Below are 22,679 nucleotides of genomic sequence, written 5' to 3'. Positions count from 1 at the left end.
TTATGCTCCTTACTAATTGATAAAGCTATAAAAGAATAAGATGACATAAGTAATACATGTTAATAACATACATGTAGATAAAGTAATAATGACACCTTGTTTTTGAATTGTATTTGCTATGATACCTGGAATAACAACGCCAATCCCTGACATCTCCACCATTTCAAAAGGAGTTAAGGGATAAATGATGTCAAATACAAACTTTAATACCATACCAGTAAGTATCATTGCCGCAAATTTTCTACGACCATATAAAATTACGATTTTGCTTACACCATGATTAACAATGAAATATGTAATGCAACTAATAATGAGTACAGATAGTAACATAATCGGCTGATCAAAAATCAGTGCTAAATATCCTGGTACTACTAATCCAGCTGGACTAATACCAAATTTTTCGGCAAAGATGAGACTTAGTACAATGCCCACAAATAATGAAAAATATAACTCTGAACCTATCATATTATTTGATCCCTTCTATATATTGCGCTATTTCTTTACCTGGTCCGTGAATGTTACCAACACAGAAAATCAAGGCATTTTGAGACTCTTTATATAATGCGCGCTCAACTTCTTTTATATCTTTACCTTCGAAGTTTAAATACTTCTTATTCGGCTGGCCTTTCATTACATCGTTGACCATTTGAGTACTTTTACCAGTACAAATTAATGTATCGAATTCGACATCCTTTAAAAAATCTTCACAAAATTGTCTCGTTCTGTCGATCCTGTCAGAACGACAATTTAATATAAGTACAATTTTTTTATATGGATAATTATAGGTTTCAACTTTGTCTAGTATTGCTTTTGAAGATTTCGGCTCATTTGCAGCAAATGCATTAACATAAACGTTAGTTGAATTGTTAGCATTAAAGTATTTAACTTCAACCGCTCCAACATCAGGTGGCGCATTTAACATGCCACTCAGAGCTGTATCTCGATCTATGCCCATTGCTTCGGCAACGCCCATAGCAATTGCAACATTATCTGGGAATACAATGTAACCGAACTTTCTGAGATAGGATTCAGGCACATCTTCTTTATTAACAACAATTAATTTTGTTTTACGTTTTTTAGCAACTTTAGCAAAAAATTTAGTATAATCATCTTTCATCACTACAAGATGTCCTTTGTATGGAATGGTTGCGGTAAATGCTTCGGCTACCTCATCTAATGTTGGACCTAACACATCCATATGATCTTCCATCACATTCACAATCACACCAATATTTGCTTTCACTAAGTCTTTTTGGAATGTAATTTGATAATCTGGATTAACTGCCATACATTCATTTACTAACGCATTGGCTTTTTGTTTTACAACTTTGCGAATAATGTCACGTTGTTCGCCGATATTTGCTCCTTGAGGCTTCCTATAAACTGGATACTCTCTTGGTGTAAACCAATACAGCATACGTGCATCTGTCCCTGTTGTTTTACCTATAACTCGGTAGTTATCCTCACGCAGTGTACTGTAAATCAATCTAGTTATAGTAGATTTACCTCTTATACCATTTATATTTATGCGTATCGGTACTTTTTCTAATCTGTAGGAATGTTGTTTTTTCTCAACAATACCTAGCCAAAGAATGAGACCTACACATATGATGATGAGTAGCAAATTTTATCCCTCTTTTCAGCAGCGTATTTAATTTTATGTATATATCAAAGCAGGTTAATCATGTTCTTAATACATAGTGAAGATGTATCAACTAAAAATAGCATTCACAACGTTTAAACAATTCCTACCTATCAATACCGTTATGCTACCATGCAGTTATTGATTTAATATAAATTGTTTGAATTATTGATTAATATTTCGTAAATTCAAATTTACAATACATGTAATATTCATCTTTTATCTTTATAAACCCTTATTTAATGGCATTTATATTTTTAGAAAAAATAAATATTTTTTATCGAAAAATTTAAATTTAATTTAGTATTGCGGTTTATTTTGCCATAAACAAATATATAATATTTACTGCTTCTTAACATGTTATTAAAAATTAAATGTTATCTTATGTGTGTAGGGAACAATAAATCTATATAGGAGGCAGTTTATGAGTAAATCTGTTAAATTAGTAGTTTCTATATATCTTGGTGTTGTATTTCTTATCACTTGTAGCTATCTCATTATGATTTTAGTTGGAAGTATGCAAGGTAATGATATGAAGGGTGCAGTATTAGATACTGATAAGCCTACAAACATTGAAAATGTAGAATACAATAATGAAGCTTCATCTGAAAAGACAACAACTGAAAGTAATCGCGTACCCGATGAATTACAATCTAATCTTACTAGTTCATTAAAAACAGAAACTTTATCACACAATGTTAATACTCATACAAGGTCCCTAGATCGCACTTCATCTAAGAGCCATGTATGATTTTTTTGTTAAACATACGATATGGGCTCAAAATATAAATAAAAACTCGAATAAATTTCACTTTCATTATTTATCCCCTATTTCAATACGTTAAAATTTAATTAGTCGGAATCTTCAGATATAATTAAGTTGACAGATGGTTATTATTTAAAGAAAAGGGGTTTTATTAAGATGAGTAAATTTTCAGAAGCAGAAAAAGTTCAAGTACTAGAAGATTTAGTAAGTATTAAATCTGTTAATGACCACGAAATTGAAGTATGTGAATATCTTAAAGGTTTATTATCTAAACATGGTATCGACTCCAAAATAATTAAAATCAACGATACACGTGCAAATTTAATAGCAGAAATTGGTGAAGATGGGCCTGTTCTAGGTATTTCAGGGCATATGGATGTCGTTTCAGAAGGCGATAAAAATAAATGGACATATGACCCATTCAAATTAACTGAAGTAGATAATAAATTTTATGGACGTGGTTCTGCAGATATGAAATCAGGACTTGCTGCATTGGTTATCAGCTTGATTGATATCAAAGAACAAGGGTTAATAGACCATGGAAGAATTCGTTTACTCGCAACTGCAGGCGAAGAAATCGTAGGTGAAGGCGCAAAAGCTTTCCAAGAACAAGGTTATATGAAAGATGTCGAAGCACTTGTTATTGCCGAACCATCTCAAGATAGAATTGTTTATGCACATAAAGGTTCAATGGATATTCGTGTTACTTCAAAAGGTAAAGCTTCACACAGTTCGATGCCACACCTTGGTTTTAATGCGATTTCGCCACTCGTGAAATTTGTTTATAAAGCGGATGAAGGTTTTGAAAAATTTGATAAAAGTAATACGCTTTTAGGTAATGCCATTATGAATGCTACTATCTTTAATGGCGGTAACCAAGTGAACTCCATTCCCGAACATGCTGAGTCAGAATTTAATATACGTACAATCCCAGAACATGACAACGAACAATTCATTTCCTATTTCAATGAAATTTTAAAACAAGTTGAAACTGATCATACAGATATTGAAATCGACACTTATATGTCTAGACCACCTGTTTATACAACGGGTCAAAATAAACTAGCAGAATTAGCACACGAAATGGGCACCAAATATTTAAATGCTGATTTACCTTTAGAAGCTTCACCAGGTGTAACCGATGCTTCTGACCTACTTGTAGATAAGGACGAAGATTTTTCATTTATTATGTATGGTCCTGGTTTAGTCAGTCAAGCGCATCAAGTAGATGAATATGTAGAAAAAGATGTGTATTTATCATTTATTGACCTATTCACAGAATTTTTCCCAGCTTATTTAAAAAATAAATAATACTACTTACGTGCGTCGTTTCCTAAAATAACTCGCGTAAGTAGTATTTTATAAAATAAAGGACCTTCCAAAAATTGAAAGGTCCTTTCAGTATGTCGACAAAGTCTAAGACTTTGTTGGCAATTTTTTTATGCACACTTTACGTAGTCACAGCCAAAGTCTTGTAGTCTTCGGCTCGTGCTTTTCTGCAGAAGTCGGCCAAAAAACAGCCTTTTTTAATGTTTATTGACAATTTGCTTTAGTTGTTCTAAAAATTGTCGTCTTTCCGGAATTGGAAAGATTGGATGAATATGGAATAAATTATAACCTGGTAAGAAATCATGTTCTATATTTTTTTCATTTAATAAGTTCGATAATTTCACTGCATCTGGGTATAACGTTTCTTTTGTGCCTATTGAAATTGTAATGTGTCCTAAGCCATCTAATGCACCATTTATTGGAGAAACACGCCAATCTGTTAATGGTGTGTCGCCTGTCCACAATTCTATGAAATATTGTGTACCTTTAATGCCTAACATAGGATCTATTTTTTCATACACTGGTGCTTCAGGATTAGATAATGTTAAATCTAAAACAGGAGAAATCAAGACAATATTACTTGGCTGTTCTAAGCCTAATGTTTTGATATATTGTGCAAATGACAATGCAATTTGACCGCCTGCCGAATCACCAATGATAATCACTTGTTGTGGATGTTCTACTTGAGCAATTATATTATTATAGATTTCAGTAAGCAATTCAAACGTTTCTTTGTAAGTTGCATGTGGGACTTTGGGATATACAGGCATAATGACTTTCGCATCCAATTCATCTGCAAGTATATCTATATACTCAAAGTGCATTTTAATGGGGTCTTGGAACCACGCACCTCCATGTAAATACAGTACAACTCGCTGCTGGCTATCTGCTTTATCATTCACTACATATGTCGTTGTATTTTGTATGTTTGTAGTTCGAACATCGTTACGAAAGCTATAGCCCGTGCCTTTATGTGGCCCCTCTGTATCTTTCATCACAATTTTCAAGATTTTTTGCGCATTTTCTACACTTTCAAATGGCTTTTTCATTTGAGTAGCTCTTATCATTGCTTCATATAAAAAGCTTTTATAACTACGTTTTTCTTTTACTTTAGCATAAAAGTAGGAAGTTATTACACCAATACTCGTTAATGCTACAATTTTTTTCAACAAAATATATAACCTCCTTCAATTCGTCTGATATATATATTTTATAATAAAGTAGTTCACATTTTTAGTAAAAGCAATTACGCAAGCTTAATATTTTAATTTTATGTATACATATTGATTGCTCAATCTTACCTTGTCTTTTCGCCAGACAACTACAACATGCGCATAGCATTAGGAATAAGGTCTTGATCCAATATCATTGCCATATAGAGTTCATCATAGTAATGTTCATCCATATAAATCGATTCACGTTTAATACCTTCGATTTTAAACCCTAATTTCTCGTAAAAGTTTATAGCAGGTGTATTCGATGTGATCACATTTAATTCTAAGCGTCTTAACCCCTTGCGCTTCGCCCACCTAATTGTTTCATCAAACATTTTTGTTGATAAGCCTTGCTGTTGCTTGTTGTTAACGAGCCCTGTCACAATATAACCAATATGTTTCACCTTAGACAATGTACTAATATGTGCAGACAAATAGCCTAAGATTTTATTATCATCTGTTTTAACACCAATATAAAAATTGCGCTTAATATCATCAATAAATGCTTCTTTATCAAAACTACGTTCATCTGGCAAATACAACATATACTGCGTTTCTTGGTCGATTTTCTTCATACAAGTATATAATGCCTCTGCTTCATCAGGACAGATTCTTTCTATTCGCATATACATCCCCCTATTGCGCTATTAATATTCTTTATCATACATTAATTTTAAGAAACATGAAACTTTTAATCTAATTACCCTCATTTTTATTTGAGACAATTTAATTATTCTGTGTTATTAAAAATATCAACAACACAAAGATGGGAACATGAAATCAAAATTTCAGTTTCCATTGGTAGTGTTAACTGAGTCATATTATAATTTTTATACATAAGACACCTCGTTTTAAAGTTATGTTAGAGTAACTTTAAAACGAGGTGTCTTATTTTTGTATTAATTTATACTTTGATACATCAAATTCAACTGATGTTCAAATCGTTGCATATCAATAAAACGACCTTGTCTGTGCATTTCTTTTCCATCTAAATATATTAAATCTACCGGCACAGTAAATATCGATAGTTCACCAGCGATAGCTTCTAAATTGCTTTGATTTATAACGCCTAGTGACACATTAGTGTATTCACCTACAAGTCCTTCTATCTGTGGTAAAACTGCATGACAAACGCTACAATTGTCTCTCATCACATGTATAACCGCTAATTTATGTTTGTTAACAAACGCGTGAAATGATTCTATCGTAGTCAATGTTTGCGTCATTTTAAACACCTTCCTCGTCACACAAATTGTATCTCATTATGAAACATTTTCAGAAGAATAATCAACGTATTTGCTCCAAAATACAATAATATAATATTTAAAAACAGCTCATATCCTTTGAGCAATTGTCCATTTTATATTTTTAAAGCATCGCTTTCGACTTTTATAGTGTCTACGTATTATTTTACATCAATTAATTGTTCAATTCGCGTTCTTATCTCTTGTGTATAGCCTTGTAAACCACCTGTATGAATAAACAGAATGCATTGCTGATCATCATAATGACCTTGTTTTATTTCCTCAACAAGTCCTCGAAAAGCTTTTCCAGTATATGTGGGATCTAATATTATCCCTTCTTGTTGCGCGATGTCAATATAAAATTGGAGTTCTTCATCCGTTGCTTGACCATATCCTAAACCAATATATTCGTCGTTGATTAAAATGGATTCAAACGAGGGCGTCTCCTTATCTAAATCTTTAATAATCTCAATGACTTTATTTTTAAAAGTTTCAGCATTTTTGTTTACAGCATATCCAATGATTTGAGTTTCTAAGTTATTACTCGTTTTGCCAAACCAAAGTCCAGCGTATGTTCCACCAGAACCTACAGCTAAATTAATAGAATCAAACTGAACGCCTAACGTGATTTCTTGTTCTAATATTTCTTCATAAGTATTGATATAACCATGAGCGCCTATCCAATCAGATGCACCTGCAGGTATTTTAAATGGCGTTTTACCGCCTTCTTCTAATTCTATATACAATGAATCCATTGCTTCTTCTCTTGAAGCATTGGGTTCTATAAGATGTATATGAGCGCCTAACATCGTTGCCAAAAACAAATTTCCTTCATAGTATTTCTTTGTGCCTCTCAATATTAAATGACATTCTATATTATATTGTGCACAGACAGCAGCAGTTGCACGCGCATGATTAGATGTGATTGCTCCAGTTGTAATGACTGTATCATAACCGTTATCTAATACATACTGTATTGTATATTCTAACTTCCTTACCTTATTACCTGAAATTTCGGTTCCTGTATAGTCATCTCTTTTAATATAGATGTCTTTACCTAGTGACTGACTTAGTGACTCTAATTTATGAATAGGTGTCTTTAAATTCGCGATATTTAATTTTCTTTGTAACATCATCGATTCCCCTTAGTTAAAGTTTTATATTTATTTTTTAGGTATAAACACTTCAGTTTCACTGTCATCTGGATAATAATAACCCTCAGGAATAGTTTGTAATTCAATTAAACTTCCCCATGGCGTGCGTATATATACGGTTTTATTATTTGCTGTATCTTCATATTTTGTATTATTGTGTGGTTCTGAAATCGGTTTGCCCCCTGCTTGTATCACTCGCTTAAAAGTAGTTTCAAAATCATCTACGTAAAATGAAATATGTGTAAAACCCATATCTTGTAACGATGCTGGACTTTGCTGAGCCGCATCTTTAAATTCAAACATTTCTATATTAGGTCCATTATGAAATACCATCATACGTTTCTTTATAATTTTTGCCCCTTGCTCTATATCTAAGACATGTTCTACAAATTCACCTGATCGTGCATCATCGGCTTTTGTTTGACTATCATAGGCTATCTTTCCGTCCAAAGCTTTTTTGAAAAAAATAGTTGCAACTTCAATATCTGGTACCGTTAATCCAATATGGTTTATGCCTCTTGTGATATCCATATCCATCCCCTTTCAAATTATTATTTTTAAAACGCGATGAAAGTGTTTAATTTATTTTAGTGAAAGTGTTCTTTTAATAATATATAACGGTTCATATCTCTAAATACTTCTCCATCGAATAGATCTTGATAATCAGTAGCAACAAAAGAAAAGCCAACTTTTTCAGCCACTTTATTGCTTGGTATATTTCGAACATCGGCTAAAATAGTCAATTTATTTAAGCCTAATGTTTCAAATGCATAATGACACATATACTTCACGCACGTCGTTGTTATTTGCTTACCTGTATAATCTTCAGCAATCCAATAACCAATTTCTGCTTTGCGATTCTTCGTATCTATTTTATGTAAATCTATGGTACCTATAAGATCATCTTCATAGTAAATAAGAAATAAGCGACCTGTATTGTCTGCATGCTGTTGAATCATCATTTTCAAATATGCACTTTCGTCTTGGACTGTAACATCTTCCGTAATAAATTCTAGAAATGGTTCTAAGTGTGAAAAATTTTCTTTAATTGTTTGATATAATGCTTCAGCCATATTTGACTCTGGTGGCACAAGTGTTACTTTAGGCATCACTTGCATTGATGGTCTATAGTTCATAATTTCACCCTCATTTTTAATATAATCATAACTCCTATGATATTTATAATTTCAGAATATTTCAACATTTTATCTTAAAAAATAAAAAACAGTTCGAATTTTTATTAATTCGAACTGTTTGAGTTGCTATATAACTACTTTATTGCAGTTTCACTTAAAGTTTATATCTTTATGATTATTTAGTCTTGTTTAACTGTCATAATCAATTGTTCTGATTTCACGTCTGTTACTTCAGTTACTTCAAGTGTTCGGTTTTCTAAGTTTGTTAATATCAATGGCGTCACAATACTAGGCGCGTTTGCTTTAATATAGTCTAAATCAACGTGCATTAGCGTTTGTCCTTTTTTAATTGTGTCTCCTGTACTAACCATACTTTCAAAACCAGCACCATCTAATTTAACAGTATCAATACCAATATGGATAAGTAATTCTATACCTTCATCTGACTCAATACCAATGGCATGTTTGGTAGGGAATATTGTTTTCACCGTACCGTCAAATGGTGCCACAATTTCTCCATCTTCAGGAACAAATCCTACACCATCGCCCATCATTTTTTGAGCGAAAACTTGATCAGGCACTTCTGATAAAGGTATGATTTGACCTTTACCTGGTGAATAAATTTCTACTTCATCCAAATCGTCCATCTGCGTTACTTTATTATCGTCCTCTACTGGCACTGTCGTTTCACTTGGTTTTGTAATTTCACCTTTCATAATCATAGCCATATCATGCTTGATTTGATCGGATTTAGGACCGAATATTGCCTGCATATTATTACCCACTTCAAGCACGCCAGAAGCACCCAATGCTTTCAATCCACCAACATCGACCTTACTCTTCTCTTTTACTTCAACACGTAGGCGTGTGATACAAGCATCAAGATGTTTAATATTCTCTTGACCACCCATTGCATCTAACACTTCAAATGGTAATTCACTTGCTGTTGCAGTAGAAGCTTCAACTTGCTTATCTTCACGACCAGGCGTTTTGTAATTGAATTTTGTGATTAAGAATCGGAATACAAAGTAATAAATTACTGCGTATACCAGTCCTACTGGAATCACTAGCCACCAACTTGTTTGGTTCGGTAACACACCTAATAATACAAAGTCTATAAAACCACCTGAGAATGTATATCCTAAATGCACATCTAATAGATACATTGTTAAAAACGCTAAACCATCCAATATTGCATGAATAAAGAATAATAATGGCGCTACAAATAAGAATGAGAATTCTAATGGTTCCGTAATACCCGTTAAGAACGAAGTTAAAGCTGCAGAACCCATCAAACCAGCCACAATTTTCTTACTTCCAGGTTTCGCTGTATGATAAATAGCCAAAGCAGCTGCAGGTAAGCCAAACATCATTACTGGGAATTCACCCTGCATAAATTTACCTGCTGTTAAATGGCTTCCTTCACGAATTTGTTCAACAAAGATACGTTGGTCACCACGAATAATTTCTCCTGCAGCGTTAGTCCATGAACCAAATTCAAACCAAAACGGTGCGTGGAAAATGTGATGTAAGCCAAATGGTATTAATAAACGTTTGATAAATCCGAATAAGAATACAGATAATCCTGTATTGGCGTCAAGTAAACCTTCACTAAATGCATTTAAACCCGTTTGAATATGTGGCCAAATTAAAGCCATAGGAAATGCTAATACAAACGAAGTCAGTGCCATCATAATCGGCACAAAACGTTTACCAGCAAAGAAACCTAAATATGATGGTAATGAAATATTAAAGAATTTATTATAACACCAAGCAGCAAGCGCCCCAATGATAATACCGCCGAACACCCCTGTTTGTAAGGTTGGTATACCTAATACACTCGCATAACCACTCGCAGCATCATTTACGTTATCTGGCGACACATGTAAAAATGCGCCCATCGTTTTATTCATAATGATATAGCCGACAAACGCAGCAATAGCTGCAACGCCGTCACCACTAGCTAAACCGATTGCAACACCCATCGCAAATATGATTGGCAAGTTATCAAATATAATACTACCTGCACCTGCCATCATATCAGCAATATTTTGAATTCCTCCATTTTGTATAAATGGAAGGTATTGTTGTAAGGATTCCCCTTGAATTGCTGTACCAATTGCTAGTAATAAACCAGCGGCTGGTAAAATTGCAACTGGTAGCATTAACGCTTTACCAATTCGTTGCAATTGTCCAAAAAACTTTTTAAACATATACAAAACATCCCTTCTCTATCTTTACCGTCAAAACGCACACAAAAAGGCATGAGCAAACAGACTATTCCCGATAGTCGCTTTGTTTGCTCATGCCTGCTTAACCAGTAACACGCAATATGACGATTTCTTTTAATTTAGTATATACTAAGTTAAAAATTTATACAATATCCATTCGCATTCTATTTTTCAAAATGCTATAACTTCTTTTCACTATGACGTGCAATTAGTAACCGATTATTAACGCGATAGACATCCCGATACTACAAATCACGACCCATATCACAATTAATTTCCACGCAAATTTAAGCCATTGTGTGTAAGTAATTTTCCCAACAGCTAATGCGCCCATCAGAATTGCGGACGTTGGGAATAAAACATTACTAATCGCATCGCCATATTGGAAGGCAAGCACAGTAACTTGTCTATTAATGTTTAATAAGTCAGATATAGGCACCATTAAGGGCATTGTTGTTAATGCTTGGCCTGAACCAGATGGTATAAAGAAATTCAAGCAAAATTGTAGTATAAACATTGCTATGATTACCATTGAAGAAGGTATATCTGCTAATAAAGTTGTCATGCCATATACAATTGTATCGATGACTTGACCATTCTCTAAAATTACAATAATACCTTTAGCAAAACCAACAATCATTGCTCCAAATAGTATATCTTTCATACCTTCAATCATTGCATCAAAAGTGCCATTCATCCCTAAGCCACCAATGAAACCTGCTAATAAACCAGCGAGTAAAAAGTTGGCACTCATTTCATTAAACGACCAACCATAAGTAAAAATACCATATACGTTTAATACAATCGCTGCAACAATTAAACCTAGACCCATTGCCTGTCTTTTCGTAAAGCGTGGCGTGGACATTCTAGCTTCCACATCACCTTCTGCTTGTTCCAATTCATAAACGAGACTTTTAGTTTTATCCTTCTTAACTTTTCTTGCATAAAACATTACTGTCATTATCGCGGCTGCTAAAATAAATAGATAGATGATTGTCCTTAATCCCCAACCTGAAAACATGGGTAATTCAGCTACAGATTGCGCTACACCGACTGTAAATGGATTGAGCATACCACCTATAAATCCACTGGCTGCCCCAAGTATTACCATTGCAGCGCCTGTAAGTGCGTCATAACCTAATGTTCGAGCTATAATGATACCGATTGGCACGAAAATAATCGTTTCTTCTGCCAAGCCAATAGAAAACCCTAGGATAGAGAAGATAGTCATTGTTAAAGGAATCATAAATCCTTTATATGTTCCTAATGCTTGCATCGCTTTATTAACACCATTTTCAAATGCGCCTGTCTTATGTACGATACCGAATGCGCCACCTACTAAAAAGATGTAGAATACAATTTCTCCACCACTGATTAATCCTTCAGGTATCGCTCTAAATATATCGAAAAATGATACACCATGTTGTTCAACTTCTTGATAAGATCCTGAAACAACCAAGGTTTGTCCATCTTTTTTCTCACGTTCAAACTCCCCCGCTGGTATCAAGTATGTAAGTAAGCTTGAAAAGGCAATAATTATTAATAATAATGCATATGTATGTGGCGTTTTAAAACGATTTGATTTGAAAAATGATTTGAACATCACGCTCTTCCTTTCTTCACCCAAACTAACGTCAGTCGCTATTTGTTGTTTATTTACATATATAGCCTATTTTTTGTGAAATAAGCTTTTCTGTTAATTGTTTTTTTATACAAAACGCCTACTATATATAGACGAGATACAGGGAACCCTGTAATCACTTCTGTTCATATTTTACGCTGTAATTGTATATAAAAAAGCTTAATCTCTCAACATCAAATTTGAGAAATTAAGCTTTTATCTTATATTTAGGGGGAAGGGCTTTTCAGCCAAGAGAATGTACTTTCTCGAAAGTGTTCGATAATACTCGCTTTTATTGTTTGACGAAAAAATTGTCTGCTTAATTGTTACTCATTTTCTTTAACTCGCATAAGTCTCATACCATTCAATGCCACAAGTAGCGTTGCACCCATATCTGAAAGTATCGCGATCCAAAGTGTTAGCCAACCCGGAATAACTAAAAGCAATGCAATAATTTTTATTATTATTGCAAAAGTAATATTCGCTTTAATGATATTCAGCGTTTTACGACTCAGTTTAATCGTAAACGGCAGCTTATTCAAATCATCTCCCATCAATACTACATCTGCCGTCTCAAGTGCTGCATCCGTGCCTGCTCCACCCATAGCAACACCGACTGTCGAAGCTGCTAAAGCTGGCGCATCATTGACACCATCTCCAACCATAGCCACGCGTTTATATTTAGATTTTAATTGTTTGATCACCTTAAGTTTATCTTCAGGTAGAAGCTCTGCTTTTATATCTGTAACACCAACTTGATTACCAATCGCTCCCGCAGTATTCTGGTTATCACCTGTTAACATGACAGTGTTTTCAATACTTGCCTGATGTAGTTTGTGCAGTGCTTGCTGACTCGTTTCTCGCACTTCATCAGCCACAGCGATTATGGCTTCGACACCTTGATCCGTTCCTACTAGCATCACTGTTTTACCTTGCTCTTGAAGAGAGGCAATTAAATTTCTAACTTTATTTTCATTGTTTGCAGTTAATAATTCTGAAAACATTTTTGAATTACCAACGTAAGTCATTCGACCATCTATGCTACCTTTTATACCTTTGCCTGTAATAGAAGAGAAATCTTCTACAATAATATCTGAATAAGAAATGTGTTCAGCATTCGCTTTACTCATAATTGCAGAAGCCAATGGATGTTGGGATCGGTATTCTAATGCAGCAATAATAGACAGTATTTCACGTTCATCCACTCGATTATTGATAACTTTGAAATCAGTCACGACTGGAACACCTTTAGTCAAAGTGCCAGTTTTATCAAATGCGATTGCTTTCAGTGCTCCGATTTCTTCTAAGTAAATGCCACCTTTGACAAGTACACCTTTCTTCGCAGCATTACCGATTGCCGATACGATGGCTATTGGTGTAGAAATAACAAGGGCACACGGGCATCCAACCACAAGAACTGCAAGCCCTTGATATACCCATTTATCCCAACTTGCTTCAAAGAATAAGGGCGGCAATACAGCAACCATTGCCGCAATCGCTATGATGACAGGTGTATAGTATTTTGCGAATTTATCTACAAATGCCTGTGACGGTGCACGTTCTGCTTGTGCTTCCTCCACGAGATGTATAATTTTGGATATTGTAGTATCTTCAACTCGTTTTGTAATTTTTACTTCTAGAAATCCTTCTTCATTTAATGTGCCTGCAAACACATCATCATCTTTATACTTTTCAACTGGAACAGATTCACCAGTGATTGCTGATTGATTAATTGATGAGTAGCCATCAATTATAATACCGTCCATCGCAATTTTTTGACCTGGTTTTACAATCATAATGTCCCCAACGACAATATCATCAACATGTACAGTCATTTCTTGATTATTACGTTTGATTAAAGCCTTGTTCGGCGCAACATCCATCAATGAAGTAATCGATGCTCTGGCTCGATCCATGGAGAATCGTTCTAATGATTCGCTAATTGAAAATAGAATCACCACAACCGATACCTCTGCCCATTCACCGATAAGGACACCACCTATAACAGCAATTGTCATCAATGTTCTCATATCGAACTCTAATTGAATCAAATTCTTGAGACCAGTTGTTATCATGGAAGCGCCACCGACAATCATTGATGTGATAAATAAAAGCGCCGTTACAATATTTTCATTTCCATTAATAAACATGGAAATGAAACCCAGCGTCATAAATAACGCCGAATAAATCAATGTACTATGTTTCTTATAAAACGGAATCTTTTCTTCTTGTTCATACTTTGAATTCGAAGTTGTACGTGTTGTGGTTTTTGGTATTACTTTTAAATTTTCAAACGCACCGGCTTTTTCCAATTCCTCAATACTTGCTTCACCTTGCACAGAGATTTGAGAGGCACCAAAATTAACACTTGCATCGTGTACATTAGGCAGTTTTTTAACATTAGTTTCAAACTTACCTGCGCAATTGGCACATGAAAAACCCTGTACTCGATATGTACTACTTTCTTTATTTGTTACTTTGTCTTGCTGCTCAGACATTAGCGCTCACTTCTTTCCTATGCGTTAATGCCATCATCATAATCTGCTTGATATGTTCATCATCCAGCGAATAGAAAGCCATTTTCCCTTCTTTTCTAAACTTGAGTATCCCTTGTTTATTAAGCATACGAAGATGATGAGAGGCATTTGCGACCGTCACACCTATGATATTTGAGATATCGCATACACATAATTCTTCTTCCTGACATAAAGCATAAGTAATTTTAGCTCTATTTTCGTCTGCGATTGCTTTCAAAAGTTGAGAAACACCGGAAATATCTATACTTTGTAAATCATGCTGTACTTTATTAACCTTTTTTTCGTCATAACAGAAAACTTCACACGTTTCATTTTTATTCATATCCTCCAACCTCTCATTAAAGTATATATTTGAATATTATTATACATTCAACTCAATAGTCATTCAAGTGCTAACTTTAATGTTTAAGGATATGTAACATACTAAGTAAAAGTAATTTTTATAATAAAAAAAGCTACCAAACATAAAATTGTTTGGTAGCTTTAATATAAGTTTATAAGAAACGTTTAACCGCCGTTGACATTGGAGGTACTTCATCAAAGTCTAATTTTCCATCTTCAGTAATTGATCTAAATGCCCATTTACCATAATTTAAGGCTTCATTCATCACAATTTTACCTGGTAATGGTGCTGCAGTTTCATCAACGTACACATTGACTATTGTCGGTCTATCTTGTGACATTGCTTCTTCAACTACTTCATCAATTCTATTTGGATCAGTTAACGTGTAACCAACGCCACCACAACTTTCAGCAAATTTTGCGTAATCAATGTCAGTGAAATCTATTGCATATTCTAATTCACCAGCCACTTGTTGTTCATATTTAATAAATGATAGTTGTTGGTTATTTAATACAAAAAATGTCATTGGTAAGTCATATTGTACTGCTGTTGCAAAGTCTTGCATTACCATTTGGAACCCGCCGTCACCGGCAATACCGACAACTTGACGGTTAGGATATGCAGTTTTAGCAGCAATGGCACCTGGCAATGCACAACCCATAGTACCTAACCAACTAGATACAATAAATTTATTATTAACTGTTAAGTTTAAATAACGTGTAGACCATACTGTCGCTGTACCAACATCAATAGAAAAGATTGCATCGTCTGTTCTTACTTGGTTTATCGCATCCATTAGACGTTCTGGTCTAATTGGCTTACTGTTATCTTCCATATCTTTTGTCATCCATGCGTCCCAAGTTGCTTTTCTTTCTAATGTTTTAGTTAAGAAATCACGTTCTGATACATGTTTAACTGAATCTGTTAATTGTAGCAATGACAATTTACTGTCACCAACAATACCCACATTCACATCGAAACGATGGCCAATATTTTCAGCATTGTTATCAATTTGAATTGCTTTAATATTTTTCTTAGGTAAATAATCTACGTAAGGATAGTTCGTACCTATCATGATTAATAAATCAGCATCTTGTATTGTTTGGTAAGATGTTTTCGTACCGATTTTACCTAAATTACCAATATTATAAGGATGCGCATCTGCTAATAAACCTTTCGCAGGTAACGTGATAATTGAAGGAATTTTCACCGCTTCAATAAATTGAAGCAGTTCATCTTTGGCATGTTTAGCACCCATACCGACAAGTACTACTGGACGTTTACTTTTATTGATAAGCTTAGTTGCTTTTTTAATACTACGTGGTTTTGGTGTTACACGTGCTGGTGGTGCAGTGTCCACTTTTGTATTTGTTGTATCTTTAACTTTATTTGTTAATAAATTATTTGGCAAGATTAATACGGCCACACCTTTTTTCTCATAAGCAGTACGAATTGCTTCATTGACAATACCAAATATATCTTTGTCATTTTCAGATATTTGACGGTTATAAACTGAAACATCTTCAACCATTTTGCTAATATCTGTTTCTTGGAATGCTTTCGTACCTAAAGCCGTGGTATCTGTTTGACCAGCTAAAATGAGTTGAGGTACATTATCCATTTTTGCATCATACATACCGTTAAGTAAGTGAATTACGCCAGGGCCACCAATACTCAATGCTACCCCTATTTTACCAGTCAATTTTGTATAACTTGAAGCAGTTAGACTTGCTACTTCTTCGTGTCTAACATTAACAAATTTAATATTATTTCTTTCTGTTCTTAAACTATCTACGACTGCATCTATAGAATCTCCTGGAATACCATATAAATGATCAATATCCCATGCTTGCAACGCTTTTACTAATGCTTCATTTGCTTTTATTTTTGCCATTTTTAAAATAGCTCCTTTCAAATTTCAATCATTTTAAATCGTTGATTCTTCTGATGTTGTTTGCAGTAAAATATCTAGTTCTTTTTTAAAACTTAATATAATAAGAGGACGAGTATCGGTAAGACAATAGAACTTAATACGGCTGTTAAAATCATGCCGATAGAACTAAAAGCACCCGACTCACCATCTATTTCAAATGCTTGTGCCGTACCAAATGCATGTGAAGCATTACCGTACGTTAAACCTTTTGCAATAGCGGTCTTAAATCTTCCCACTTTTAATAAATAAGACCCTAATATACTACCAATTAATCCTGTTGCGACGATAAACATAACAGTAATCGTATCTACCCCGCCCAGTTGATTTGAAACTTCTATACCAACTGCGGCAGTCATGGAGCGTGGTAACATCGTCATAATAACTTCTCTTGAATAACCTAATATTTTCAACAAGCAGAATATAAATACAAAGTTTAATATCACTGCTGAGAAGACACTACTGAATATGATATTGGCATGTTTTAATATTTTATGACGGTTCTGATATAACGGAAAAGCTAAACAAACCACCGTACAGTTTAATAGATAGTTAATCCATTGACCGCCAACCATATAACCTTGATAATCTACATTAAATAGAAGCAAGATAGCAATAATACCAATAGAAGATATGAGTGCTGGATTTAAAAAAGGGTTTTTAAATTTTTGCTGTAATTTTTTAGCTCCAACATACATAACAATTGTTAAGACAATCATTATCAAACCATTTAAAAGTGTCATCTAATCTTGTCCATTCCCATATTCCGTAGTTCTAACCATTTTCTCCGCTATAAACCCTGAAATTAAAGCAACACAGCAAGTTCCTAAAATAATCATTGCGAAGAATAAAATGAAATTTAAATTAATCTCAGATACGACATCCATGACGCCTACAACAGACGGTACAAAGAAAAATACCATAGTTGTTAAGAAAAAATTCGAACCTTTACTAACCCATTGTGATGGGATAATTTTAAATTGTAGTAAGAGAAAAAATAAGATTAAGCCTACGATGCTTCCTGCAATTGGAATGTGCAGAACACTTTGCAAGACATTTCCAGCATACGTAATAGCCATAATCATTAATATTTGAAATAAAACTCTAACTACCTTTAGTGACATCTGCATTTTTATCATCCCTTTATCGTCATTTTTATTTGGTGTTTTGTTGATTACATATACTAGTATAAGCCCGTATGTAATATAATAAAAATATTGATTATCAATGACACCTATTACTTTTATTCATGTAAGCGATTAAGTCTATTATATTTCATTATATTAAAATTAAACTTTTAATATTCACCCTTTTCATTCAAAAGTCTTTGTTATCACAACACTTACATGACTTTGTATTTGATTATTTACGTTGTTGTAAACAAAACAAGGGCAGGAAGAAATCAAAATTTGATTTCTTCCTGCCCTCTCAAGACTGACTAGAAAAACGATAAGCTATATAAGTACTTTTTATAATCGTTGTTTCATAAATTTAATCCACTTTTTAGTCGCATGACTTAAATATTTATCCTTCTTCCATATAACGCCTAACTCCCAACGCATTGCTGGGTCATCAATTTTTATACTTTTAAAATTACCATCAAGTAAATTCACAATATTCTCTGGTAAGATACTCACACCAAGATGTGCACTTAATAAATTTTCAATAAAGTTCCACTGAGAAATTTTAGAAATTGTATTTGGCACAAATCCTGAATTTTTAGCCGATTCAATAATTTTGTCATTTAAATAGAAATCTTCATTAAATAGTATAAAGTCCTCATCTTTTAACATACTCATATCTACTTGTTCATAATTCGCCAATCTGTGCTCTTTATTCAATACGAGTTTCAATTCTTCTTCGTATAGTAACACAGAATGAAAAATGGACTGATCTACTGGAATTGTGGTAATACCAATATCAAGCTCATCTTTAATTAACTGAGTCTCAATCATCTTCCCACCATTTTCCACTAAATTGTATGTTACATTTGGATATTTCTGATGAAACTCACCAAGTATATGAATAAACTTATTCATGTTCATCACTGCAGATAAACCTATACTGATATGACCTGTTTCTAAACCAAGTAGACTATTAACCTCTCTAGGCAAATCATTATAGAGTGTTAAAATTTCTTTGCTTTTTTGATAAAACACTCTTCCTGCATCAGTCAATGCAAGTTGTCGTTTACTGCGATCGAAAAGTGTCATGTTCAATTCTTTTTCTAAATCTTTTATCGCTTTACTAATTGTTGGCTGAGCAATATATAAAGATTTGGAAGCATTTGTCATACTATTTTGGTTTACAACTTCAACAAAATACTTCATCTGTTTAATATCCATGCACGTTCTCCTCTACTTGAAACATAATTAATACTTTCCAGTATACGTTTAAATTTCAATATTTCAATATTAACTCGTTACAAAAACGTTAACACACAGCCCCTTATTATTTTTAAATACTTATCAAAAACGAACCCTAAACATGAAAAATGCACTCCTAAAAATTGAAACTACATTCAACTTTGGAGTGCATTTATTTTTCAATATATTCGGACAATTTTAATTAATCAGATATATATCTATAAACTGAGTTCATATTATATTATTTACCTTGCTACACTGGTGTTAAATACAACTGTTACAAATCAACATGATGACTGATTTTAAAACACAATGCTGTATTATGTTAAGTTCGCTTCTTCTTCTTTTCTATTTTGTTCAATTTCTTCTTCACTTAATCCTATGATTTTAAAACCGATATATCCAAATATAATAGATATGATTGGTACTGTGTAATTTAAAATTGCATAAGGCGCATATTCTATAACAGACACACCTAATGTTGAAGCAATAAATACACCACATGTATTCCATGGTACAAATACAGACGTTAACGTACCGCCATCTTCTAAAGCTCTGGATAAATTTTTAGCATGTAAATTTTTCTTTTTAAATGCCCCAGCGTACATTCTAGATGGGACGATAATGGATATGTATTGTTCGGAACATGTAAAGTTTGTACCAATACATGACACTATTACAGATGCAATTAATGATCCAGTAGTTTTAGCAAATTTTAAAATAACTGAAATTAATGCAGTTAACATGCCTGAATATTCAAGTACGCCACCAAATGTCATTGCGACAAGTGTAAGTGAAATCGTATAGAACATCGATTCTAAACCACCACGGTTAAATAATTCATCAACCAGTGAATTGCCTGATTCAATCGTGTAACCTGTTTGTAGTGCTGTTAACCCCTCTACAATGGAATCACCTTGTATAAACAGTTGCGCGAAGAACCCTAATATAATACCTACGCAAATCGATGGGATTGCTGGCACTTTGACTACTACAAGTGCGATGACTGCCAATGGTACTATGAGTAACCACGGTGTAATCACAAAACTATCTTGCATCGTAGTCAGTATTTCATCTATATTTTTTGTATCAAAATTTTTATCACCAAAACGTATACCGATAAAGAAAAATGCAACTAGTGATATTACCAAAGCTGGTATTGTTGTATAAAACATGTGCTGAATATGTTCAAATAAATTAACACCAGACAAACCAGAAGCTAAATTGGTCGTATCAGATAATGGGCTCATTTTATCTCCAAAGTAAGCTCCACAGATGACTGCGCCTGCAACCATACCTGGAGAAATACCCATGCTCAAGCCAATACCCATAGATGCTACGCCTACTGTCGCCATTGTAGACCAACTACTACCTATAGCTAATGCCACAACGCCACAGAGCACAATTACTACGACTAAAAAATATCTTGGATCGATTAATTGCAGTCCATAATAAATCATAGTAGCTACTACACCACTACCTATCCACGAGCCAATTACTAAACCTACGAGAATAATGATTACTATAGCAGGCAATGCATGTCGAATCCCCTTATACATCATTTCTTCTACTTCGCTAAATGCGTAACCATGTAGCATGGTTATAATAATCGCGACTGCCGTACCAATCATTAATGGTATATGAGGCTCTTTTTCAAGCACAGCTACCGTAAATAACATTGAAGTTATCATAATGATTAAAGTAATTAAAGCAGACGTAAGTCCTAATTCTTTCTTTGTCCTAATCTTTTCGCCATTATTTTTAGTTTTCTTATTAAAAATAGTAGGCACCCCCTTTGTTATTTTATATCATACTTAACTTTTTATGCGCTTTCAACAGCGTATTTATTATTTAAAGGTAGTTATTATCACATTTATAGTTATTTTACATTATCCAAATCACTTTTTTTATACACATAGGTCACTATTTTTTACAACTCGCTTTTTTATAAAATAATACGTCAAATTATATTTCCCGATTTTTATTAAAGAGCATTACTACGCATTAAGAACCTTAATATAGAAAAAATGTAACTCCGAGTCGAAGTTACATTTTTTCTATATCTGTTTATTCAGTTGGAGAATTAATGAAATTGATAACTATGATGGCCTTTAGCAAAACCTTTAGCAGTAAATAACCAAGAGTCTCCACCCATTTCTATATCGTTCGCACTAATAATTAATTGATCTGTGCCAGGAATAAAGGCAGGATGCGTTGATCTCAACATGTGTCCTTGGTCACGTCCTGGTATCAAGATTTGACCTATTGGATAGCCTTTTGTATTAAAAACAAGTACTCTTCCTTGGCCATACATTGCCACATAAAGGTTGTCATCGCTATCAATGCAACAAGAGTCTGGGCCTTCATGTCCTGTGAAGTGATAAGGAATAGAGGCACCAAATGGCGCAATCGTAACACCATCATCCAATAAATCTATTCGATGTAATCGATTTGCATTTGTCTCTGTAACCCACAATGTTTTTTCATCAGTACTTAAGGCCACACCATTGGCCACAGCAAGATTCTGAATAACAGGTGTAATCGTTTTATAATCTGATGACACATAATATACGCCACCTTTAGGGTTTGTAGAATAACCACGGAAATCTGTAAAATAAAATCCACCTTTACTATCAAATACTAAATCGTCAACGCAATATTCAGTATCAATATCTGAAACAATTGGAACTTCTTGTTCACCTTCTGAATCTACTGCGAAGATGCCTCCTGAGCTTTCAAAATCTCCCAAATAGCAAACAAAAAGTCTTCCATCTTTATGTATTTTAACTGCTGCTGGATTTTGTTTTTGTGATTGAAATAGTGTTGTCACTTTTTTCTCTGGCAAAGCTACGTGAAAGATTGTGCCCCCAAATACTTCACATAAAAGGAGATTCCCATCTTTATCAAAGCATAGCCCTTCAAGTTGTAAACCCTCATCAGAGATTTTTAACCATTGTTCTGCCGTAACCGTTTGGATATCCGCTTCATGTGCAAGTATTGGCACAGCTGTACTTGCATTCCCTTTATACGATAATGTCGGAATGTTGTTGTTTTCCATTATTCATACCCCTTTTCTACTTTTTCTTATATCACAAGTATATGATAGTATTTTCTTAAAATAAAATCATAACCGTAGCATTGCGTAATAAAAATAACGTTATAACAT

At 33.8% G+C, this 22,679-nt stretch carries 20 protein-coding genes; 2 read left to right on the top strand and 18 right to left on the bottom strand.

Annotation, left to right across the window (positions count from 1 at the left end; translation table 11 throughout):
• Positions 1-12: 12 nt before the first annotated feature.
• Both pgsC and pgsB read right to left on the bottom strand, forming a co-directional pair.
• Positions 13-465: a poly-gamma-glutamate biosynthesis protein PgsC gene (pgsC, locus tag AAA453_RS03705; RefSeq protein ID WP_002506667.1), complete on the bottom strand. Its 453-nt coding sequence runs from the start codon at positions 463-465 to the stop codon at positions 13-15.
• Position 466: 1 nt separating this feature from the next.
• Entirely contained in the window at positions 467-1,624 is a 1,158-nt protein-coding gene (gene pgsB / locus AAA453_RS03700; protein ID WP_427706366.1) for a poly-gamma-glutamate synthase PgsB, read from the bottom strand.
• A gap of 442 nt (positions 1,625-2,066) precedes the next feature.
• On the opposite strand from pgsB, the gene AAA453_RS03695 reads away from it, so the two are divergent.
• Positions 2,067-2,393 (top strand): hypothetical protein, encoded by a 327-nt coding sequence (locus AAA453_RS03695; RefSeq protein WP_427706364.1) that lies wholly within the window; start codon positions 2,067-2,069, stop codon positions 2,391-2,393.
• Positions 2,394-2,564: 171 nt separating this feature from the next.
• Positions 2,565-3,719 (top strand): ArgE/DapE family deacylase, encoded by a 1,155-nt coding sequence (locus tag AAA453_RS03690; RefSeq protein WP_427706362.1) that lies wholly within the window; start codon positions 2,565-2,567, stop codon positions 3,717-3,719.
• A gap of 215 nt (positions 3,720-3,934) precedes the next feature.
• Here the strand turns inward: AAA453_RS03690 and AAA453_RS03685 are convergent, their stop codons facing one another.
• The 16 genes from AAA453_RS03685 to AAA453_RS03610 all read right to left on the bottom strand — a co-directional run bounded on the left by AAA453_RS03685 (position 3,935) and on the right by AAA453_RS03610 (position 22,571).
• Positions 3,935-4,909, bottom strand: coding sequence for an alpha/beta hydrolase fold domain-containing protein (locus AAA453_RS03685; protein WP_427706360.1), 975 nt, complete (start codon positions 4,907-4,909; stop codon positions 3,935-3,937).
• Positions 4,910-5,058: 149 nt separating this feature from the next.
• Positions 5,059-5,577 carry a GNAT family N-acetyltransferase gene (locus AAA453_RS03680; RefSeq protein WP_427706358.1) on the bottom strand — a complete coding sequence of 173 codons (519 nt, stop codon included), beginning with the start codon at positions 5,575-5,577 and terminating at the stop codon, positions 5,059-5,061.
• A gap of 273 nt (positions 5,578-5,850) precedes the next feature.
• Positions 5,851-6,177 carry a thioredoxin family protein gene (locus tag AAA453_RS03675; RefSeq protein ID WP_427706356.1) on the bottom strand — a complete coding sequence of 109 codons (327 nt, stop codon included), beginning with the start codon at positions 6,175-6,177 and terminating at the stop codon, positions 5,851-5,853.
• Between the two features lie 179 nt (positions 6,178-6,356).
• A complete protein-coding gene (locus tag AAA453_RS03670; RefSeq protein WP_069817199.1) occupies positions 6,357-7,328 on the bottom strand; it encodes a D-cysteine desulfhydrase family protein in 972 nt (323 codons plus the stop codon).
• A gap of 30 nt (positions 7,329-7,358) precedes the next feature.
• Positions 7,359-7,880, bottom strand: coding sequence for a VOC family protein (locus AAA453_RS03665; protein WP_069817201.1), 522 nt, complete (start codon positions 7,878-7,880; stop codon positions 7,359-7,361).
• A 56-nt stretch (positions 7,881-7,936) separates the two neighbouring features.
• A complete protein-coding gene (locus AAA453_RS03660) occupies positions 7,937-8,485 on the bottom strand; it encodes a GNAT family N-acetyltransferase (RefSeq protein ID WP_069833195.1) in 549 nt (182 codons plus the stop codon).
• Positions 8,486-8,664: 179 nt separating this feature from the next.
• Positions 8,665-10,698, bottom strand: a complete 2,034-nt coding sequence (gene ptsG, locus AAA453_RS03655) for a glucose-specific PTS transporter subunit IIBC (RefSeq protein ID WP_427706354.1) — start codon at positions 10,696-10,698, stop codon at positions 8,665-8,667.
• 226 nt (positions 10,699-10,924) lie between these two features.
• A complete protein-coding gene (locus AAA453_RS03650; RefSeq protein WP_427706352.1) occupies positions 10,925-12,319 on the bottom strand; it encodes a YfcC family protein in 1,395 nt (464 codons plus the stop codon).
• 344 nt (positions 12,320-12,663) lie between these two features.
• The gene (locus AAA453_RS03645) at positions 12,664-14,835 is read right to left on the bottom strand and encodes a heavy metal translocating P-type ATPase (RefSeq protein ID WP_427706350.1); all 2,172 of its coding nucleotides are present in this window, start codon (positions 14,833-14,835) and stop codon (positions 12,664-12,666) included.
• Positions 14,828-15,196 carry an ArsR/SmtB family transcription factor gene (locus tag AAA453_RS03640; protein ID WP_427706348.1) on the bottom strand — a complete coding sequence of 123 codons (369 nt, stop codon included), beginning with the start codon at positions 15,194-15,196 and terminating at the stop codon, positions 14,828-14,830. Before AAA453_RS03640 ends, AAA453_RS03645 begins: the two co-directional genes overlap by 8 nt.
• 172 nt (positions 15,197-15,368) lie before the next feature.
• Positions 15,369-17,111: a pyruvate oxidase gene (locus AAA453_RS03635; RefSeq protein ID WP_427706346.1), complete on the bottom strand. Its 1,743-nt coding sequence runs from the start codon at positions 17,109-17,111 to the stop codon at positions 15,369-15,371.
• Between the two features lie 92 nt (positions 17,112-17,203).
• Positions 17,204-17,890: an LrgB family protein gene (locus AAA453_RS03630; RefSeq protein ID WP_069818243.1), complete on the bottom strand. Its 687-nt coding sequence runs from the start codon at positions 17,888-17,890 to the stop codon at positions 17,204-17,206.
• The gene (locus tag AAA453_RS03625) at positions 17,891-18,277 is read right to left on the bottom strand and encodes a CidA/LrgA family protein (protein ID WP_002511542.1); all 387 of its coding nucleotides are present in this window, start codon (positions 18,275-18,277) and stop codon (positions 17,891-17,893) included.
• 339 nt (positions 18,278-18,616) lie between these two features.
• Complete coding sequence (cidR, locus tag AAA453_RS03620; RefSeq protein ID WP_427706344.1) at positions 18,617-19,492, bottom strand: cidABC operon transcriptional activator CidR; 876 nt, start codon at positions 19,490-19,492, stop codon at positions 18,617-18,619.
• A 341-nt stretch (positions 19,493-19,833) separates the two neighbouring features.
• Positions 19,834-21,303 (bottom strand): Na+/H+ antiporter NhaC, encoded by a 1,470-nt coding sequence (gene nhaC / locus AAA453_RS03615; RefSeq protein ID WP_427706342.1) that lies wholly within the window; start codon positions 21,301-21,303, stop codon positions 19,834-19,836.
• 293 nt (positions 21,304-21,596) lie between these two features.
• Positions 21,597-22,571, bottom strand: coding sequence for an SMP-30/gluconolactonase/LRE family protein (locus tag AAA453_RS03610; protein ID WP_427706340.1), 975 nt, complete (start codon positions 22,569-22,571; stop codon positions 21,597-21,599).
• Positions 22,572-22,679 lie beyond the last annotated feature (108 nt).

This window comes from Staphylococcus parequorum, from assembly GCF_039237145.1.
GTDB lineage: Bacteria > Bacillota > Bacilli > Staphylococcales > Staphylococcaceae > Staphylococcus > Staphylococcus equorum_A.
The sequence above is the reverse complement of the archived record's forward strand: the minus strand, read 5'-3'. Positions and strand labels throughout refer to the sequence as shown.

What these genes read in the sequence shown, in the direction of transcription:
- pgsC (WP_002506667.1), bottom strand. Translation starts at nt 465, where the DNA reads ATGATAGGTTCAGAGTTATATTTTTCATTATTTGTGGGCATTGTACTA.
- AAA453_RS03695 (WP_427706364.1), top strand. Translation starts at nt 2,067, where the DNA reads ATGAGTAAATCTGTTAAATTAGTAGTTTCTATATATCTTGGTGTTGTA.
- AAA453_RS03690 (WP_427706362.1), top strand. Translation starts at nt 2,565, where the DNA reads ATGAGTAAATTTTCAGAAGCAGAAAAAGTTCAAGTACTAGAAGATTTA.
- AAA453_RS03680 (WP_427706358.1), bottom strand. Translation starts at nt 5,577, where the DNA reads ATGCGAATAGAAAGAATCTGTCCTGATGAAGCAGAGGCATTATATACT.
- AAA453_RS03675 (WP_427706356.1), bottom strand. Translation starts at nt 6,177, where the DNA reads ATGACGCAAACATTGACTACGATAGAATCATTTCACGCGTTTGTTAAC.
- AAA453_RS03670 (WP_069817199.1), bottom strand. Translation starts at nt 7,328, where the DNA reads ATGTTACAAAGAAAATTAAATATCGCGAATTTAAAGACACCTATTCAT.
- AAA453_RS03665 (WP_069817201.1), bottom strand. Translation starts at nt 7,880, where the DNA reads ATGGATATCACAAGAGGCATAAACCATATTGGATTAACGGTACCAGAT.
- AAA453_RS03660 (WP_069833195.1), bottom strand. Translation starts at nt 8,485, where the DNA reads ATGAACTATAGACCATCAATGCAAGTGATGCCTAAAGTAACACTTGTG.
- ptsG (WP_427706354.1), bottom strand. Translation starts at nt 10,698, where the DNA reads ATGTTTAAAAAGTTTTTTGGACAATTGCAACGAATTGGTAAAGCGTTA.
- AAA453_RS03650 (WP_427706352.1), bottom strand. Translation starts at nt 12,319, where the DNA reads ATGTTCAAATCATTTTTCAAATCAAATCGTTTTAAAACGCCACATACA.
- AAA453_RS03645 (WP_427706350.1), bottom strand. Translation starts at nt 14,835, where the DNA reads ATGTCTGAGCAGCAAGACAAAGTAACAAATAAAGAAAGTAGTACATAT.
- AAA453_RS03640 (WP_427706348.1), bottom strand. Translation starts at nt 15,196, where the DNA reads ATGAATAAAAATGAAACGTGTGAAGTTTTCTGTTATGACGAAAAAAAG.
- AAA453_RS03635 (WP_427706346.1), bottom strand. Translation starts at nt 17,111, where the DNA reads ATGGCAAAAATAAAAGCAAATGAAGCATTAGTAAAAGCGTTGCAAGCA.
- AAA453_RS03630 (WP_069818243.1), bottom strand. Translation starts at nt 17,890, where the DNA reads ATGACACTTTTAAATGGTTTGATAATGATTGTCTTAACAATTGTTATG.
- AAA453_RS03625 (WP_002511542.1), bottom strand. Translation starts at nt 18,277, where the DNA reads ATGCAGATGTCACTAAAGGTAGTTAGAGTTTTATTTCAAATATTAATG.
- cidR (WP_427706344.1), bottom strand. Translation starts at nt 19,492, where the DNA reads ATGGATATTAAACAGATGAAGTATTTTGTTGAAGTTGTAAACCAAAAT.
- AAA453_RS03610 (WP_427706340.1), bottom strand. Translation starts at nt 22,571, where the DNA reads ATGGAAAACAACAACATTCCGACATTATCGTATAAAGGGAATGCAAGT.